The organism is Myxococcales bacterium (assembly GCA_016706225.1).
GTDB lineage: Bacteria > Myxococcota_A > Polyangia > Polyangiales > Polyangiaceae > JADJKB01.
The window spans coordinates 571,121-588,741 of record JADJKB010000008.1 but is presented as its reverse complement, the minus strand read 5'-3'; the positions used below and the strand labels follow the sequence as shown (position 1 = coordinate 588,741).

At 68.6% G+C, this 17,621-nt stretch carries 19 protein-coding genes; 8 read left to right on the top strand and 11 right to left on the bottom strand.

The annotated features are described in order from the left end of the window. Positions 1 to 30 precede the first annotated feature (30 nt). Positions 31 to 1,506 (bottom strand): serine/threonine protein kinase, encoded by a 1,476-nt coding sequence (locus IPI67_16645; protein ID MBK7581823.1) that lies wholly within the window; start codon positions 1,504 to 1,506, stop codon positions 31 to 33. Positions 1,507 to 1,552: 46 nt separating this feature from the next. Beyond that, entirely contained in the window at positions 1,553 to 2,893 is a 1,341-nt protein-coding gene (locus IPI67_16640) for an SPFH domain-containing protein (protein ID MBK7581822.1), read from the bottom strand. 154 nt (positions 2,894 to 3,047) lie between these two features. Between IPI67_16640 and IPI67_16635 the strand changes: the two genes are divergently transcribed. Further along, positions 3,048 to 4,169 carry a hypothetical protein gene (locus IPI67_16635; protein MBK7581821.1) on the top strand — a complete coding sequence of 374 codons (1,122 nt, stop codon included), beginning with the start codon at positions 3,048 to 3,050 and terminating at the stop codon, positions 4,167 to 4,169. Positions 4,170 to 4,178: 9 nt separating this feature from the next. On the opposite strand, the gene nikR is transcribed toward IPI67_16635, so the two are convergent. The 3 genes from nikR to IPI67_16620 all read right to left on the bottom strand — a co-directional run bounded on the left by nikR (position 4,179) and on the right by IPI67_16620 (position 6,913). Continuing rightward, positions 4,179 to 4,613 (bottom strand): nickel-responsive transcriptional regulator NikR, encoded by a 435-nt coding sequence (gene nikR, locus IPI67_16630; GenBank protein ID MBK7581820.1) that lies wholly within the window; start codon positions 4,611 to 4,613, stop codon positions 4,179 to 4,181. Positions 4,614 to 4,671: 58 nt separating this feature from the next. Further along, positions 4,672 to 5,541, bottom strand: a complete 870-nt coding sequence (locus IPI67_16625) for an SPOR domain-containing protein (protein ID MBK7581819.1) — start codon at positions 5,539 to 5,541, stop codon at positions 4,672 to 4,674. A gap of 127 nt (positions 5,542 to 5,668) precedes the next feature. Further along, positions 5,669 to 6,913, bottom strand: a complete 1,245-nt coding sequence (locus IPI67_16620) for an anthranilate synthase component I family protein (protein MBK7581818.1) — start codon at positions 6,911 to 6,913, stop codon at positions 5,669 to 5,671. A gap of 60 nt (positions 6,914 to 6,973) precedes the next feature. Here IPI67_16620 and IPI67_16615 point away from each other — a divergent pair, with 60 nt between their 5' ends. Continuing rightward, entirely contained in the window at positions 6,974 to 8,308 is a 1,335-nt protein-coding gene (locus IPI67_16615; GenBank protein ID MBK7581817.1) for a hypothetical protein, read from the top strand. Here the strand turns inward: IPI67_16615 and IPI67_16610 are convergent. Beyond that, the gene (locus tag IPI67_16610; protein MBK7581816.1) at positions 8,296 to 8,634 is read right to left on the bottom strand and encodes a hypothetical protein; all 339 of its coding nucleotides are present in this window, start codon (positions 8,632 to 8,634) and stop codon (positions 8,296 to 8,298) included. The genes IPI67_16615 and IPI67_16610 overlap by 13 nt on opposite strands. Further along, positions 8,631 to 9,182 carry an NTP transferase domain-containing protein gene (locus tag IPI67_16605; GenBank protein ID MBK7581815.1) on the bottom strand — a complete coding sequence of 184 codons (552 nt, stop codon included), beginning with the start codon at positions 9,180 to 9,182 and terminating at the stop codon, positions 8,631 to 8,633. Before IPI67_16605 ends, IPI67_16610 begins: the two co-directional genes overlap by 4 nt. Positions 9,183 to 9,272: 90 nt before the next feature. Here IPI67_16605 and IPI67_16600 point away from each other — a divergent pair, with 90 nt between their 5' ends. From IPI67_16600 to IPI67_16575, 6 genes are all read left to right on the top strand, one after another. Then, positions 9,273 to 9,776 (top strand): hypothetical protein, encoded by a 504-nt coding sequence (locus IPI67_16600; GenBank protein ID MBK7581814.1) that lies wholly within the window; start codon positions 9,273 to 9,275, stop codon positions 9,774 to 9,776. Then, on the top strand, positions 9,760 to 10,296 hold the full coding sequence (locus IPI67_16595; protein MBK7581813.1) for a hypothetical protein: 537 nt from the start codon (positions 9,760 to 9,762) through the stop codon (positions 10,294 to 10,296). The genes IPI67_16600 and IPI67_16595 overlap by 17 nt, the downstream gene beginning before the upstream one ends. 44 nt (positions 10,297 to 10,340) lie before the next feature. Further along, positions 10,341 to 11,192, top strand: coding sequence for a hypothetical protein (locus IPI67_16590; GenBank protein MBK7581812.1), 852 nt, complete (start codon positions 10,341 to 10,343; stop codon positions 11,190 to 11,192). 10 nt (positions 11,193 to 11,202) lie between these two features. Next, positions 11,203 to 12,012: a rhomboid family intramembrane serine protease gene (locus tag IPI67_16585; GenBank protein MBK7581811.1), complete on the top strand. Its 810-nt coding sequence runs from the start codon at positions 11,203 to 11,205 to the stop codon at positions 12,010 to 12,012. 162 nt (positions 12,013 to 12,174) lie between these two features. After that, positions 12,175 to 12,315: a hypothetical protein gene (locus tag IPI67_16580; GenBank protein ID MBK7581810.1), complete on the top strand. Its 141-nt coding sequence runs from the start codon at positions 12,175 to 12,177 to the stop codon at positions 12,313 to 12,315. A 33-nt stretch (positions 12,316 to 12,348) separates the two neighbouring features. Continuing rightward, positions 12,349 to 13,395, top strand: a complete 1,047-nt coding sequence (locus tag IPI67_16575; GenBank protein ID MBK7581809.1) for a hypothetical protein — start codon at positions 12,349 to 12,351, stop codon at positions 13,393 to 13,395. Between the two features lie 168 nt (positions 13,396 to 13,563). Here the strand turns inward: IPI67_16575 and IPI67_16570 are convergent, their stop codons facing one another. From IPI67_16570 to IPI67_16555, 4 genes are all read right to left on the bottom strand, one after another. Further along, positions 13,564 to 14,751, bottom strand: a complete 1,188-nt coding sequence (locus IPI67_16570; GenBank protein MBK7581808.1) for a hypothetical protein — start codon at positions 14,749 to 14,751, stop codon at positions 13,564 to 13,566. 154 nt (positions 14,752 to 14,905) lie between these two features. Beyond that, positions 14,906 to 15,178: a hypothetical protein gene (locus IPI67_16565; GenBank protein ID MBK7581807.1), complete on the bottom strand. Its 273-nt coding sequence runs from the start codon at positions 15,176 to 15,178 to the stop codon at positions 14,906 to 14,908. Between the two features lie 519 nt (positions 15,179 to 15,697). Beyond that, the gene (locus tag IPI67_16560; protein MBK7581806.1) at positions 15,698 to 16,585 is read right to left on the bottom strand and encodes a hypothetical protein; all 888 of its coding nucleotides are present in this window, start codon (positions 16,583 to 16,585) and stop codon (positions 15,698 to 15,700) included. A 165-nt stretch (positions 16,586 to 16,750) separates the two neighbouring features. Beyond that, on the bottom strand, positions 16,751 to 17,515 hold the full coding sequence (locus IPI67_16555; protein MBK7581805.1) for a hypothetical protein: 765 nt from the start codon (positions 17,513 to 17,515) through the stop codon (positions 16,751 to 16,753). Positions 17,516 to 17,621: the final 106 nt, after the last annotated feature.

The window sequence follows — 17,621 nt, the reverse complement described above, 5'->3', positions numbered from 1 at the left end:
GGACGACGCGCCTGCCCGCCGCCGGGCCGGTCAGCGTCCCCAGGGATCGATGATTTCCCCTGCGCCCGCCTTCGGAGTCCGCTTCAACGGGGGCGCCGACGACGCCTTTTGCGCCCCGATGACCGGACGTTTCGGCGCCGTGTCCGCGCTCGCCGGCGCCGGCTCGGCCGCGGCGGCCGCCGAATCCGGCGGGTTGGCCGGCGCGGATGGCGCGGTCGAGGCGGCGGGGCTTGCACCCGAGCTCACCTCTCGCTCCTGCTCCCGCGCGGTACCGGAGGGCACCTGAGCGACCGCAGACGAGGGGCCGGGATCGGAGGGGCGCACCGCGAGGAACCCCGCGACTGCCAAACCAACGACCACCAGCACCCCGGCCGCCACCCAGGGCAACGGAAACCCGCGCCGCACCCGGGGCCGCTCGAGCGACATCGACAGCTCGCCGGATTCCTCCAGCCGTCGTCGCGAGCTGGGTTCGGGCGGCACACTCAGCTGTGCGCTCACGCGGTCGAGATCCGCGAGCAGATCACCCATGGTCGCGTAGCGCTCCGCGGGCTTCTTTGCCAAGCAGCGCAGCACCACGTCCTCCACGCCGCCAAGAGGCACGCCGACGATGGCACTGGGTGAAGGCGGCTCCATGTACATGTGCATCGCCAACACGCCGGTGAACGTCTCTGCTTCGAAGGGCACGCGGCCCGTGAGCATCTCGAACAGCATCACTCCGAGCGCGTAGATGTCCACCCGGTGATCGCTCGGCTCACCGGCGGCCTGCTCCGGGCTCATGTAGTGCGGCGTGCCGAACACCATGCCCGCGCGTGTCAGGCGGCTGGTCCCCGCGATCTTCGCCAGACCGAAGTCGAGCACCTTCACGACATCGTGATGTCCGACTCGGCGGACGTTGACGTTGTCGGGTTTCAGATCCCGATGCACCACGCCTGCGGTGTGGGCAGCAGCGAGCGCCTCCGCGACATGAATGGCGACGGCCACGGCCCGCGACTGCGGCAGCCGCACGAGCTCGCGGATCAGCAGGCTGAGGGCATCCCCTTCCAAGAGCTCCATCACGAAATACGGCTGCCCGGTGGGGAGTGTCCCGAAGTCGGTGATCTGCACCACGTTCGGGTGCTCGACGGCCGCGGCGGCCTTGGCCTCCAGGATGAAGCGAGCGGGGAGGTCAGCGTCTTTGGACAGATCACTCCGCAGCGCCTTCATCGCGAGGGGCCGCTCGAGCGCCTTGTGCTTGACTCGATAGACGGTGCCCATACCGCCCTCACCGAGGACCGCCTGCACCTCGTAGCGCTGATCGACCACCGTGCCGATCAGCGGGTCGTTGCTCCGATCCCAGCGTGAATCCTCCAGCAGCTCGCCATCGAACGGGCAGAACTGGGCTTCGGAGCCGGAGAACTGCTGCCCGCAGCTGCGGCAGATCCGCCCGCGCACGGACGCCGGCTCGGCGTCGGGCGGGGATCCCCCGCCCGCGCCGCTCCCGAAAAGCACGGTCGACGCGATCGGCACGCTGTCATCGAGCGTACCGCGAATCTGCCGTTGAGTCTGCCGGAGATCAGCCGCCAGCGATGTTGGTGCCGCACTCGGCGCAGAATTTCGCGTTCGCCGCGTTGGCTGCGCCGCACTTGACGCAGGTCGGGCCAGCGGCGGCGGCGGGCGGAGCCCCCGCAACGGGTGGAGCCCCCGCAACGGGCGGTGGCCCGTAACCCGCGGGCGGCGGGCCGTAGCCCGGAGGCGGCGCGCCCTGCGGAGGATAACCCGGAGGCGGGCCATAGCCCGGAGGAGCACCCTGGGGCGGGTAACCCTGCTGGGGCGGATAACCCTGCTGGGGCGGATAACCCTGCTGGGGCGGATAACCCTGCTGGGGTGGATAACCCTGCTGGGGCGGATATCCGGGCTGCGGCATGCGCTGGGCGTACATCATGCCCGCGCCAAGCCCCATGCCGGCCTGCATGCCGGCCATGGCCCCTGCCCCGCCGGCCCCTTCGCCGCCCTGCGCCATGCCCTGACCCAAGCCCATCATGGCTTCGGCGCCGGCGTATTGCTGGTAGCGACCCATGTCGAGCTGGTTCACGTAGCGCGCGCGGTTCGCGAAATCTTGATCGAGCTCGTACTGACGCTGCTGAGCCTGCGCTTCGGCTTGGCTCACACCGATCTTGGCTTTGCGAGCGTCGATCTTGGCTTGAACGATCTGGTCCTGGAACTCGTCGATGCGCGCCTGATCTTCCTCGGAGAGGTTGATGTTCAGCTTGGCAATCTCGAGCACTTGCACGCCGATCTTCACCAGATCGGGGCAGTCCTGAACGATGGCACGCGCGACGTCGGGCCCTGCGGTGCCCAGATCCATCATGGTCATGTCGCCGGCCTTGATCAGCCGCGTGAGCGTCGTCTTCAGCCCCATCATCAGCTGATCACGCACCCACTGCATCGCGCGATCGGGGTCGGCAGTGCCGGTCTGACCGATGAACTCCAGCACGAACTTCACCGGATCGGCGACCTTGTACGAATACGTGCCGAAGGCGCGCGGGTTCACGCGGATGTCGAGCTCGGGATCACGCATCGAACCGATGGGTCCACCGAAGCCCTGATTGAAGAGCGCCTTCGAGGTGACGAAGAACACCTCGGCGATGAAGACGTCGCCGCCGGTGAACTTGTTGATGATGTTGTTCAGGAACGGAATGTTCTGGGTCTGCAGGGTGTGGCGCCCAGGTCCGAGCCCACCCACGTACTGACCGTCCTTGAAGAACAGACACACTTCGTCGGAGTCGACGGTGAGCTGGCTCCAGAACGGGATGTTCTGATCCGGGTGTTTGTAGACAACCAGCTCTTTTTTATCGTCGGGGCGAGCGATCATCATCTCGCGCACGCCGCCTTTGACGAAGTCCATGATTCCCATGTGAGCTCCTCTCGGTCGCCAACGCCGGATAAACTTCCGCGTTGGTGCGACCGGCGGAACATAGCCATGGCGTCGGCGGCCGGCAACGCCCCCCCTGCAATCGCCGTGCGGCTTGGTGACCGGGGCCCCCGGCGTTAGGCTCCGGAGCCTCGACATGCTTGGCCTCGACCTGACCGCACTCCCGGGCCCCGCCCAGAAGATCCTCGGCGGCACCGCCCCCGCGGCCGCCCAGATGATGGCCGCCCGGGGCATCATCCCCGGCCTCAAGCCCGGCGACGTCGTGACCGTGCTCGCGGCACTGACGACCTCGGCCGACGCCAAGGTCGCGGAAACCGCTCACGAGACGCTGCGGAAGCTGCCCGACGCCATGCTGCAAGGCGCGCTCGGAGCGGACCTGCAGCCGCCCGTGCTCGAACACCTGGCGGATGCCTACGCCTCGAACGCCGAGGTGGTCGAGCGCCTCTTGCGCATGCCACAGCTCGGCGGCGCCGCTCTCGAGATCTTGGCCGACCGCGCCGACGAACGCATCGGCGAGCTGATCGCCACCAACGAAGAGAAGCTGCTGGCGTTCCCGAACGTGATCGAGCGCTTGTACATGAACAAGCGCGTCCGCATGTCGACCGCCGACCGCTTGCTCGAGCTCGCCGTGCGCAACGGCTTGGAGCTGAACCTCGCGGCCTTCAAGGAAGCCGCCGCCGCCATCGCCAACGAGCTGATCGCCGAGCCCAGCGGCGAGGCGAGCCCGGATGACCTGCTCTTCGCCGACACCGACAACCTGGCGAAGGCCCACGACATCGAGAGCGACGACGACGACACTCACTCCGTCGACGACGAAGGCGAGGAGCAGCTGAAGGACAAGTTCCTGCCGCTGTACGCGCAGATCGCCATGATGACGGCGTCACAGAAGATCCGTCGCGCCCAGGTCGGGACCGCGGCGGAGCGTCTGCTCCTGGTCCGCGACACCAACCGACTCGTGTCCGTCGCGGCGGTCAAGAGCCCCGCCATGCGCGAGAGCGAAGCCGTCCTGATCAGCGCGAGCCGCAACGTCGGCGAGGAAGTCCTGCGGGAAATCGCCAAGAACCGCGAGTTCACCCGGAACTATCAGGTGAAGCTGAACCTGACCCGCAACCCGCGCTGCCCGTTCTCCTTCTCCGCGCGCATCATCCCGCTCCTGCGCGACAACGATCTGCGCGACCTGGCCAAGAGCAAGAACATCCCCGGCGCAGTGCAGCAGGCCGCGCGGCAGCAGATCGAGCGCAAGAAGGGCGGCAAGTAGCGCCGCCGCTCAGGCGTGGTGTCGATGTTTGGCACGCGTGCGCGGCAGCGCGGCGGCCACCACACTCCCGCTGGTCACACCCTTGGTGTTGGTCAGGCGATCCGACAGCTCCTTCAGCGCGCGTGCCGGGCCGCGCGCCGCGATCACCTCCAGGCAGTGGTCGTGGTCGAGGTGCACGTGCAGCGCCGACACGATGTGCTCGCCGTAGTCGTGCTGGATCTCGGTGAGCCGCTCGGTGAGCTCGCGAACGTGGTGATCGTAGATCAGCGTGATGGTCGCTACCGCCGGTTTGCCGGAGCGCCAGGCCGCCTGGTCGAGCTCACGACGCACCAGATCGCGCAGCGCCTCGGAGCGGTTGGCGTAACCCTTCTCCGCAACGACAGCGTCGAACTCCTCGAGCAGCTCTTGCTCCATCGCGACCCCGAAACGCACGAGCTTTGACATGCGGTCAGAGACCAGATGCGGGGCGGAACGTCAAGCCGCGCGCGCGGCGCTCTTTCGTTCAGTCGCCACCGCCGGTGACGACGCGCCCCGAGCCCTTCTTCTTGGCGCGAATGGCCATCTTCTGCGCGCGAATGTCCTCCGCGAGCTTGACCTTCGCGGGGTCGACCACGAACGGCGAGACCCGCTCGGTCTTCTCGAATTTCTCGCGATACTTGATGGCTTCGAACTTGGTCTTGAAGGGGCCGATGCGCACCCGGTGCCACAGCCCACGGTCGGCGACGTACGCCGCCTGCCGGTAGGCCCGGTGACCCCGCTTCTGCAGATCCAACGCGAAGGCATCGGCCTCGCCAGCGATGCGGAAGCTCGCCACCTGGATCTGGTACCCGCCCTCGGCGCCGGGCGGAGCTGCGGTCGCCGAGTTGTCGACGTTGCTCGCGCTAGCCGCGAACTGGGTCAGCTGATCTTTGGGCTGCGCGGTGACGTTGGTCCGCGAGAGCAGTGAGCCTGCCGGCAGCGGCACGACGGGCAGCCGGTCCGAGGCCGGCGGCGGCGCAGTGGGCGCCCCGGGCGGCAGGACGAGCTCCTCCGATTGCCGGAGCAGGTTTCCGCGCTCGTCCTTGACCGCAGCCAGGGCCGTCGTGGCGTTGCCCTGATCACTGAGGATGTCCGGGAAGGTCACCTGAGTTCCGTCGAGCTTGTCGGCGGGCACACTGGCCGACGACTTGGCCTGCGCCACCAGCGACGAGAGCGGGTCGTCGCCCGACGTGGCCGGCGGCCCGGTGCGCTTCGCCGCCATCACGCCCGCCATCACGATGGCTGCGCCGCCGATCGAAGACAGCAACATCACTGCGAGGCGCGACGAGCGTCGTTTCGGATCTTCCTCCTGGATCTGCTCGAGGTTCCGCACGTTCACCGACTCCATGGTCATCGTTCCTCCGGGACCCTCGGAGACGTACGGGAGCGGAGCTGAAAGTGCCCAATTTTCTGCGCTATTTCCGGGGCATGCGGGTCCACCTGCGCCCTCGTTGGCCGCCATCTTGCGGGGACACGCCGCGTCAGTCGCCGAGCAGGCCGGCGGCTTTCCAGCGGGTTTCTTCGGCTTCACGGGCCTCATTGCTATCGGCGACGATGCCGCCGCCGGCGAAGTAGTGCCCCTCGCCGTTCACGACGCTGAGGGTACGGATCGCCATCGACAGCGTCAGCGTGCCGTCGTGCCTCAGCGCGCCGAGCGCGCCCGTGTAGAGACCGCGACGGTCGGCCTCGAGCTCGGCGATCACCTCCATGGCACGGATCTTCGGGGCGCCCGTGACGGAGCCGCTCGGCAACATGGCTGCGAGCAGCTCCCCGCGCGTCGTGCCGGGGCGGAGCCATGCGCTCAGGCGCGCGACCCGATGGTGGACACTTCGATGAGTGACGACGGTGCCCGCGTCGATCACCCGGACACTGCCGATGCGCGCGATGCGCCCGAGGTCGTTGCGTTCGACGTCGACCACCATCGCGAGCTCCGCGAGCTCCTTTGGATCCTGGGCAAGCGCCTCGGCCAGCGCACGGTCCGCCCGCGCGTCCGAACCACGCGGCCGCGTGCCCTTGATGGGCCAGGTCTCGACCCGGCCGTCCGGGTGGGTCTGGAGGAAGAGCTCGGGCGATTGGCTGACCACGCCGAGGCCATCCCAGGCGAAAGCGGCGGCGAAGGGCGCACGCGCTCGCTGTCCCAGTCGCTCCAGCAACGCGACCACGTGCCCCTGCGTCGCGAAGCGGAATCTGCGCGCGATGTTGACGACATACACGTCACCTCTCGCGATGTGCTGGAGCGCGGCGCGGACTCGATCACAGTGCACCGAGTCGGGCTCCGCGGGACCGAGCTCGGCCAGCTGCGTCGCCGGCAGCTCGGGTGCGGCGCCGGTCAGCTCCCGGGCGAGTCGCTCGACCCGCGCGCGATCCTCACCGATCACGCGCACGCGATCCCCCACCTCGATCACCTCCGAATGACGCTGCCAGCGCGGCGCGCTCAGGTGGGGCGGGGGCCGAAGCTCGCGCGGACTACGACGCTCGAGGTTGCGGCAGGCTTCGTAGGGCAAGAGACCGAACCAGCGAGGGGCCCGCGACAGATCTAGCGCGCTCGGCCGGACCGGGAGGGCCGGCTCCGGATCGAACGAGCTCGAGGTCGCGACCGGCTCCACGGCGACGTACGAGCGTTCCCCCGGCGGACCGAGCAAGAGCGACAGGCCCGGTCTTTGTGCGAGCCGCCGGGCAATGGCCAGCGGGTCCGGCAAGATGGGGACGACCACGGCGACCAGCACACAGCGGGTTCTACAACCATTTGCCGAGCCCCGGTCCGCGATTCGAGGTAGGTGTCCGCCGTGCTGCGCCTCACTCCCCTGTTCGCCCTGCTGGCGCTCGGCTGCAGCGAAGAGCTGATCGAAGCCGGGCGGATGCGGCTCGTGAGCGGGCACGAGCCCGATCCCTTCTCGGTCAGCCCGGTGCCAACCCGCACCCTGGTGGAAAAAGAGAAGTCGAGCGGCACGGTCATCGAGCTCGACGCGCGAGACGGGGCCGTCCAGTCGTTTTCGATGGGACTCGGGGAGGCGGGCCGCTTCACGGTCCGCGGGGTCGACGAGGCCGACCTGACCCGTGTGGTTGGCCACTCACTCTTGATCGATCCCAGCGGTTTCGCCGGTGGCACGCTGCCCCTCTTCGTCGCGCGCGCGGGGGAGTTCGGCCGACCGCCGGGTGAGCTCCCGCTCGATCTCGGCCCCGCACCGGTCGCTACCGTCGTCGCCTCTCGTTACTTGCTCTCGGCCACGGGCAGCGCGGCGGGGCTCGAGCTCTCGGGCTACGATTTTGCGGCCTGGTTGCCGATCGAATCGCCGCCCGCGCTAGATTGCGGCGCGGCGAGCTGCACCCCGCGCTCGCTGGCCGTACTGGACAGCACGTTGACCCTTGCCGTGGGTGATGGGTGGGCACTCTGGTTCGACCCGGTGTCCGGCGGCTCGGGAAATCTGGCCGAGCCGGACGGCCTCGGGAGCTTCGCAGACGTGGCCGGTGGGCAGACGCTCGAGAGCCCCGAGGGCGCCGCGTACATCGTCGGCGGGACCCGCGAGAGCGCACCGAGCTCGAGTGTGCTCGTGGTCGGCGCCGACGGGGTGCTGTCCCACGTGGCGTTGTCCAGCCCGCGCCAAGGCGCCGCCGCGGTGTGGGTGTCCGGCCGCGGGCTCCTGGTCGTCGGCGGCGGGGACGCAACCAGCGCCGGCGCCGAGCTCCTGCCCGAGGGCGCAAAGGCCTTCACCCCACTCCCTCAAGCCCCAGACGAGACCCGCGGAGCGGCCCTCGTGGTGCTCGACAGCAGCAGCGTGCTTCGATTGGGCGGGAGTGTCGCCGGCGCGCCGGCCGCCAGCGTCGAGCTCGCCCTCGGTTGCGCTCAAGGCTGCGATCCGAAGCCCGCGGGGGACAGCGTCGAAGTCACCGGCGCACGCACGTTTTCCCTGGGCGACAAGGCGGCCCTCGTGGTCGGTGCATCGACCGCGGCGGTCACCCGAGCCTTCCGTTTTGCCGACGGCAAGGCGACCGAGCTCGAGCTTCGGGAGAGCCGCTCCTCCGCGACGGCGTTGCTGCTTCCAACCGGTCACGTCGGCCTGGTCGGGGGCAATCACACCGATCTCAGCCCCGCCCGAACCCTCGAGCTCTATGCCGAGTGAGAGAGCCTCACCACGTGCCCCCGCGTGACGATGGCGTCTTCGAGCGGTGCCACAGCCCGAGCCCCCGGCCAGACGACGACGCGTCGTAGCAGCCCCTCGCCGCTGACCCGAGCGCCCGCACCGATCACACTCTCGTACACTCGAACCGACCCGGTCACCTCGGCGCTCTCGGCAACGAACGCTCCGGCCCCCTGACGTCGCAGCCAGCTGAGGTTGAGCTCGAGGTAGCTCGTCGGCTCCCCCGCGTCATTGAACTCACCGGCCAAAGCGAGGGTGGAAATCACTCCGCCCCGCCGGAGCTCCGGCAGGGCCCAGTCCCCGATCAAACAGCCCTCTCGGGGCAGGCTGTCGAGGCAGCGAGCGCCGAGAGCGGCCACCCCACGTAGTCGGCCCCCGAGATCTCCTCGCCGAACACCTCGCCGCGGAGTCGCGCGACATCACCCGCTGCTGTCAGCCCGACGGTCCCCTGACCCCGCGGCCGCGGCACCACCCCGAGCACGAGTCCTCCGGACTCGGCTCTCGCACACAGGCCTGGCAGGTCCGGCTCCACCCAGATGTCGCCGTTCCAGAGCACGATCGGCGGGCGCCCGAACAGGGCCCGCGCGCCGTACACCCCCCCGGCCGTGCCCATGATCCGCGGCTCGTGCACGACCTGAGCTTTGAGTCCCAAGTCCTGCTCGAGCCTGGAGAAACTCTCCGGCAGATGGTGGGTGTTGATGACCAGCTCAGCGAATCCTGCGGCGCTCAGCCGCGACGCGATGTGAGCGAGCAGCGGGCGGTCGCCCACCGGCACCAAGGGCTTGGGCAGCTCGAGGGTCAGCGGCCTGAGCCGAGTGCCGAGACCGGCACAGAGCACCATCGCACGGGGCGCCATCACCGCGGACCTTGCCGCCGTCCGGGCCGGCGGGCCAACTCCGCCCAGAAACTCGCCTCGGGTCGAAGATGCGTGATAGCGCCACGAGCAATGATGTTGCTGCGCGCCCTAGCGGCCGGTGTCACCTCCGCGATCACTGCGTTCCTCGTGGTGCATGCGTCTGGCTGCGGCACCGACGCCGTCGGGCTCGAGGAGTGCCGCGACATCGAGACCGCCCGCTGCGAGGCCGGGAAATTCTGCGGCCTGGTCGACGACGTGGACCAGTGTAAGCGCTTCTACCGCGACCAGTGCCTGCACGGTCTGGCGGCGGGAGAGCGACCCGGCGCACCGCTCGTCAAGGAGTGTGTCGCGACCATTCGGGCGGCGGGAGCCTGCGCCAAGGCGGGCTACACGACGCTCGCCGAGTGTGCCGCCGACCCAACGCTATCCCTGCCCTCGCAGAAGACCTATCACACGACGAGCTGCGACATCGTCAAGGAGCCCGAAGGTGCCGAGGAGTGTGAGTTCTTGTACAAACCCGTCGAGCTGCCCGACGCCACACCCGACGCCGAGCTCGACGCCGGCACGGACGCCTCGGATGCCACGGTGGAGTAACGCGGCGCTCGGAGCGTTCATTCTCGGGCTCGCCGCGTGCGGCGGACGCGATGGCAACGCCGAGGCCCCGCTCGAGAAACTCTCGGCGGAGCGAGAGGTGCTGTCGATCGCGAGCGTGTGGCAGGCGCTCGAAGAAGAGCACGGGGCGAGCGGCGCCCGCAGCAAGATCGCCGTCTTCGACCTGAAGCAGCGCAGCACCCTCACGCTCTTCGAGGGCCAGAACAGCGCCGAGGAGAAGCTCGAGCTGAAGGAGCATTTCGAGCTGAAGAACGGCGCCGTGTTCCAGTGTCGCGCGCGCGGCAAGGTGAGGGTCCGCGTGCGCTTCGGGCGCCGCAACGGCCAGCCCGCGCTCGAGGTCGAGCGCCCCTCGATGGTGATGTCCCGCCGCTGTCAGCCGAGTGATTTCCCCGAGCCGGAGATCCAAATCGCCGGCGGAGGTTCGCGTTTCTTGCTGCAGGACGAGCAGCTGGTTGGGTTTGCGCCACCGAGCGAAAAGCGCGTGTTCTTGCCGAAACAATGAAACGGGCTGGCTGCGCCCGGAGAGGTCCGCTAGAACGCGCCGCCATGAAGCTGTGCCGTCCGACCCTCGCGCTCGCGGCGTCGATGGCATTTCTCGCGAGCTGCACCGTGGCGGGGGGTGGCACCGGCCCCACGACCCCCACGCTGGTGGGAGTCGCACCCGCGGACTTCATGGGTGACGTGCCCTGCACGGCCGCCCCCGGCGCCATGCGGCGCTACGTCGTGACGCTGTTCGATCTGGGAACGGCGGCGGAGCCCCAGACTCCGTTCGCGCTGCCCTCCAGCGTCGTGCGCCAGTCGGATGGGAGCTTCGCCCCCGTGGGCTGTGAGACCCCGACCGCCTTTTCGTTCGTGATCCCCGGCCACCGGTACGACGCCGAGGTGGAGGTCTACGACCGCGAAGATCTGCGCGCCGTCGGCGCGGGCAGTCGTCACCTCGTCGATTCGAGCGGACAGTACGTGCCTCCGCGCTGGACAACGACCTGCGGCCGGACGCTCGACGGTTCGGTGGCCGAAGGCCCGGTGACGGCTGCCTGGTACCTGACGCGGTTCGTGCGCGGCTGCGCTCCCTTGACCTCGACCTCTCCCGAGACCCCCACCGGGGTCCGGGTGGGCCTCGGCGACGCCCTGGGCGCCCTCAGCTGTGGCGAGGGCGGCGGCGACGTCTCCCTGTTCACGGTCAAGCGCGACGGCAGCAACGAACCGGCCGCAGGCGCTGCTTGTGACGCTTCAATCGAGTTCCTCGGCCTCGAGCCAGGAGCCAACTACACCTTCACGATCGAGGCCTTCGAGCTCGGTGCGGTGACCCCGCGCTGGGGCACCACCTGCTACCGCAAGGCCCTAAACGGCGCGATCGTCCCTGCTGCGTGCGACAACCTCGTCGAGCTGCCACCCTGAGGGAGAGCCGATGAGTCGTGACGACCCGAGCGCGATGCCCGCCTTGCCGCGGCCGGGACGAGCCCTGTGGGGCATCCTCATCACTCTGTTCGCGGTGTGGTTGGCGTTCGCCGTCGGGGTGAACTGGGGCGGCGCCGGAGAGAACGCCTTCTTCCTGTTCGCGGGCAACAGCGAGAAGATCTTGCACGGCGAGATCTGGCGGCTGTTCACCGCGCCACTGCTCCACCTGCCCAGTGTGAGCGGGATCTTGTTCGTGCTGTTCGGGTTCTATTTCCTCACGCCGACCCTCGAACAAACCTGGGGCGGCGCGCGCCTGATCCGGTTCTTGTTGCTGTCGTCGTTCGTGGCCTACGGCCTGCAGCTCCTGATCGGTCTGGCCCTGCCCGCATCGATGAAGGAAAAACTCATCGGTGAGTACTGGTTCTCCGCCCTGCCCGCGGTCGAGGCCGTGAGCATCGCCTGGGCGCTGACGTTTCGTGGCCAGACGGTGCGGCTGTTCTTCGTGCTGCCGGTCACCTCCCGCGGCTTGATCCTGTTCGTGGTCGGCGTGAGTGTGCTCTACGTCATCACCCTCGAGCGACCCATGTGCGGACTCATCGCGCCCTTCGGCGGCATGTTGTCCGGTTGGCTCTTCGGAGGAGGCACGCCCTCACCGGCGCGGAAGGCCTGGCTCAAGCTGCGCTTGGGCAAGCTGGAGCGCGAAGAGCGCAAACAATCCGACGAGCGCAAACGTCGCGTCGCGCGCTCGGGTCTGCGGGTCATCGAGGGCGGCGGGGACGACGACGATCGGCGTGGACCCGACGGGAGAATGCTGAACTAGCTGAGAGCACGCTGCTCGCTACCGGCGACTTTCAAGCGTCTGCAATCGGGGGAGACGCCGGCTACGTGTAGCTGGCACCCCCGGAGCGGGTGGTCGAAGTGAAAAGCGCACTGGGCCACGTGTCATTGGGGTCCGAGTTGATGGGGGTATGAGCTGAATTCGATGGGGCGAGTCGCGTTCGTCCGCGACGCAACGGATCTGCCGGCACCGCCGGCGCTCGTGGCTCCGTATTTCATGCCGCTCCGTGGTGCACCTTCGGAGCCAGAGGTGCAGTGTACCGCTTGCGGCGCCGGGCCGGGTTGACGCTCGCCGCGCGGGCTGGCACGCGTGGGTCCGATGCTTCGCGCTCAGGGGCTGGTGCTCGCGCTCTCGTTGACGGCCTGTGGCTCGTCGGAAGACGGGGGTGGAACTGCCAGCTCCGGCGGCGCCGGCGGCAGCGCAGGCGCCGGCGGCACGAGCTCGGCAGTCGAGCTCGCCTCCGCGGAGGTCCCCGCGAGCTTGAGCGTGCGTTCGGGCGATCTGTTCTTTACCGACGTTCGCTTCGACGGCGCACAGCGGTTCGCGGTGGTCAATCGCGTCCCGAAGACCGGCGGGGCCACGACTACGGTGGCTGAGCTCGCCGGCGGGCTCAGCTTCTTCGGAATTGCGGCGCAAGGTCAGCAAGTCGCGTGGGTGGGCTTCGACGCCCAGGTGGCTGGGGGCTCCGTGTTTGGCGTCCCGAGCACCGGGCTCGCCCCGGTGGTGCTCGTTCCGAATCAAGGCGCGCCGATCGCGATCACCGCCGATGCTTCCAGTCTGTTCTGGGTCAACCTCTCGCCGGGGGCCGTGATGAGCGGATCCGAGACCGCCACGCCAAGCGAGTTGGCTGCGGACGGTCAGGACTCGAGCAGTTGCCTCGCACTGGCCGGTCAGAGCGTGGTCTGGCTTTCGCGTCAGGGTGGCTCCCGCATCAGTCGAGTGCCGATCTCGGGCGGCGCGCCGACCGTGCTCGTCGAGGGAGACGACGGAGGCGGCATCGGCTGTTTGGCAGCCGACGACGAGTTCGTGTTCTTCACGCGGTACGGCACGTCCAGCGGCGGCTTCGAGCCGACCTACAACCACGACGGCAGCGTCTATCGTGTCGCGCTCACGGGCGGCAGCGCCGAAGAGCTCGCCAAGGGGTTCGAGGCCCCGCACGGCATCGCGGTGCGGGGCGACTTCGTCTATTTCGTCTCGTCGCAAGACGGGTCGCTTCACCGCGTCCCGCGGGGCGGCGGCGCGGTGACGACGCTGGCCGCTGCCACGGGTGCCAGCGACTCGTTCCGCACCCAGTCGGTGGCCGCGGACTCCGCCGGCGTCTACTGGATCAGCGGAAAGAAGATCTGGGGGCTCGCCGCACCGTAGCGTCGAGTCGAACGACGAGCGCTTCGCGAGGTCCGTGCGCGGCTAGCCCAACCAAAGCGATCGCGCGAGGCCAACGGAGAGATGGGGTCATCGGAAAGACCTTCCCGCTCCCCTGCGCTCCGGTTCCCGCTGCCGTTGCCGCCCCCGCCCCAGTGCCCAAGCTCCGCTTCACGACGCGACGCGCTCATAGTTGGGAGCTCGAGCTTGGCGTCGGGCCCGCGGCGCCGGGCGCCTGAAACCCATCGCGCGTCTCACCGCCACGGCGTTAGCGCCGACCAGCGCGATGAACAGCAGGAGCGCTGGATCCCCCGGGCCTGGACCCGCGCTCGCGCACGCACAGCCTTCCCCGCTCCCCGCGCTGCCGGCGGGGGACTTCACGCCAGCGTCGACAGCGCCTGCGTCAGGCCCAGCGTCGGCGGCCGCGTCCGACGCGCCGGATGCGTCGCTTCCCGCGTCGCTGGCGCCGGCCTCCTCGCCCGCGTCCGTGCCGGCGTCGATCCCGAGCGCGAGGGCGGGCGCGGCTTGGTCGAGGAACTCGATGGCGCCTTGCACCCACCCGCTGTCCCATCGATGCGCGACCTGAGGTCCGTCGACCCATGCGTGCGCGATGCCGAGGTTCGTCATCTGGTCGTGCGCAGCGATCATGTCCGCGTGCCAGCCGCTCCAGCCGCCGAGCCAGATGCGCGCGGGCCCCTGTAGCTCGGCGGCATGGGCCGGGAGCGCCGAAGGGATCGCGTACGTCGCGTAGCTCGCCTGCGTGCCGAAAATCGCGAGGGCTCCCGGTAGTTGACTCACGTCCTGCTTCGCGAGCGGCGCGTCCCACGCCGCCGCTGCATCGAAGAGCTTGCCGTGGCGCAGGAGCAAGCTCAGCGCGCCGACGCCCGACTTGCTAAATCCGATGAGAAGCCTCCTCGGAGGGCCGGGGTTGGCCGGCGTCTCGGGATACAGCGCCTCCACCGCCGGCACGAGGTCATCGACCAAGTAGCTCTCCTGGCGAACGGTGAGATCGCTCGGGTGGTCGGCGTACCAGGGCAGCTGGCTGAATGACGGCACGACCAGCACGAGATGGAGCGCGCCGCTCACACCAAGGAGCCGGATGGTTTCGACGGGATCGCCGAAGCTCGAAGCCGTGCCGACCTCGACCGGCAGCGCGTACAGGAAACGCCTCTGCCCGGCACCGGGGCTCGCGGGCAGGAGCACCCGGAGGTCGTTGGGTTGACTCGACTGAAAGGTGGAGGTGATTGGATAGTGGAGGACACCGTTCGAGTCTTGGGTGGGCGGACCGACCACCGGCGCCGCCAGCGCTAGGCTCGAACCAAGGAGCAGAGCGACCCCGAGTCGTGCCACCCGCGTCATGGAGTCAGAGGGTACGCTCCGAGCGAGTGCAGGGCGAGCACGCCGACCCGGTGTTGAAGCGACAGGCGCCGGTCGAATCGATGCAATACCATGCGGCGCTCGTCTCGACCCGCTGCCTTCACCGCCGGCATGGCCTTCAGCGACCACGAGTACCTCACTCGCAGACGTCCTCACAGATACCGCGGTCGTTGTGGTCGAGCCCCACGCGGTACCCTCTGCACGTTCGAGCCATCAGGCACATCTGGCAGGCGACATTCTGTTCCGGCAGGTACTTGGCGACGACCGCCTCGCAGCCCGGCGCATGGATGTCGCAGCTTTCGAGGCGGTAACACAACAGACGGGCTTCGGCGTCTGCCGGTGTACAACCGGTCGTCAACAGCAGGAGCCCCGCCCACGCCAGCGCCTTTGCACTCGCTGGTCGGGTCATGGTGACGGCGATCCCCGGACTGGAGCCATGGTCCGCAGCTGAGCAAGTTGTGGGCCACGCTCGGGCGCCCCTGGACTCACCGACCGCGAGGTGACAAGCGTGTGTGACCCTGCCGCGGTCCGGACGGACGACTGGACCCGTCCAGAACGGGCGAGCGCGTCAGGGCGCGGGGGGAGTCCGGCTTTGGCTCCGTGGCTCGTCTCGACGGGCTCATTGCGGAGCCGCCGCAGGGCAATCAATGCCCCGTGACATTCCCGCTCGCGGCGTCGAGTCCTGCTGCTGCACTTCCGCGAGAACGCCCCGGCGACGCTGTTCGTGATCGCGGCGGGGCTGGTCTGGTCTTGGAGCAACTCGCCCCGCTGCGCTACTGCTTGGTGAACGTCTTTACGTTGGTGTTGGCTGCGTCGAGAAGCTGCAGCGTGTTGCCGGACGCGGTGTAGCCCAGTGTCGAGCTTCCGGTCGGACCGCAGGTGAAGGTGAAGACCACGTGCGCCGTTGCGCGGGCACGGCGGAAACCGGCTAGAAGCCAGAAAGATCGATGCTGCAGAGCTCGGCCGGAACATCCGCATCGTCGGCGTCGAGCACCGCGTAGGCGCGGTTCTTCTCGGCCAGCACCAGCCCCTCGGCCTTGCCGATGAACGGCCGGCCGGCGTGGTCCTCGATGATCGTGGGTGGCCCTTCGCCAAGCACGCCGATGACGCTGCCGACGACGACCCCATCGCGAAAGGTGTCCGGGGAAGCCTCGGCGCTGGCCAAGTAGAAGAAGCGTCCGTCATGCGCCGCGGCATCGGTGAAGGACAGGCGCACCCCGTCGATGCTGCCGAGATCGAACACGCACACGTCCACGAGGAGCGGCGGCGGAACCCGCTCAGGGTCATCGAGGTGCACAAGCAGCGCGGCCGCGTCGAGCCGCACGGTCGCGTTCACGGGCTCGAGCCCGCGCGCCGGCTTGCCGTTGCCGCGCTGGAACAGGATCAGTTGATCACCCGAGAGGGTCGCTCCCTCGATATTGAGCTCGCTACCCGAGAACGCGGTGGTTTCACGGAGAAAACAGTAGAGCCGAGGTGCCCGGCAAACGGTCGCGGCCCCGTCCCTACCGAAGCGCACGATCACCTCCCGTCGCGCTGTCGACCCAGAGCCGAACGCGAGGAGTGTGCCCTGGTACGAGACCACGGCCTCCAGGTCTAGCTTCTCTCGCTTGGCGTCAGAGATGGTCCCACCGAAGCTGATGAGCTCGACCTCACCCGTCGCGGGGTCGACCCGCCCGAGGCTCCGGGTGTCGTCCTGAACGATGGCCAGCCGGTCGCCCCACCAGCAGAGCCCCGAACCAGCGCGCACATGAGCGCCCGAGGGATGGATCAGCGGGCGTCGCGCGGAGACCCGGGCGCGGCGGCGCGTTTGTGGCAAGGCGCCGACACGATACTCGTCCTCGGGCCGTGCCGCAGCGATTGGCAAAGGTTCGGCGCGGCAGCCACGGATCCTGCGGTGCCGCGCCGCGCTCGGGGCTGTTTCCGGGCCTGGACACCCAGGGGCTCCCAATCCGTCGAAAAAGAGCCTGGATCGCCAGGCGGGTCAGTCGGAGTGATCCTCCCCGCGCGGGCGGCGTCGCTTCGACGGCGGCTTCGATGACCGAGACCGAGTCTTTCGCCACAGGCGGAGCACATTGGGCATGTCCCGATCGACCAAGATCTCCTCGTAGCTGGGCGGCATCTGTCCGCCGAATCCATTGTACTTGACCACGTAGGTTCCTTCTCGCGCGCTCTCGAAGAGCTCCCTCACGATCGCGATGTCACGCTCGTAGCGCTCGCCGCTCAGCTCGACGTCGTCGCCGAGATGTTCGCCGGGTCCGAAGAGATTCTCGCCGAACGGGTTGAAGAGGTAGTAGCCGTCTGCCTCGGGGACCGAACACTCGCCCAAGGCTCCTGGTATGAACCGAACCCGATCTTCGACCTCGAATAGCTGAGCGAGGGAACGCGCGGCGGTCACGAATCTGGGGCGTTGTTCGATCCCGGTGAAGGAACAGCGAGAAACGCCCAGGGCGGTGGCGACGCAGAACTTCCCTGCTCCGGATCCGATGTCCACGACCGTCGTGATCCCAAAGCGATCGAGCCACCGCGCAACCTGTACGGAAACCGCGAGAGGCGTCCAGTGTTGGCCAGAGACCAACCTCAACCCGTTCGGGAGGAAACGATCGAACGCGCGATCATCGGGACACAGCCCACTGCGGAGCGCGTTGGCAACCTGCTGAGCCGAAGGCCCGGCTCTGATCGCCTCCACCTGAGTTGCCTCATCGAGCTCCGGTTCGTTGTCGGGGAAGCGCAGGGGGTGAGTGGTCATGGATCGTGCCCAGCGGTCGTGCTGCTATCGCCCTATCGCCCTGCGAACCACGGCGCCAACGAGATCTACGCATAAAGTCGAACGAAGTCTCATGACATCTGATGAC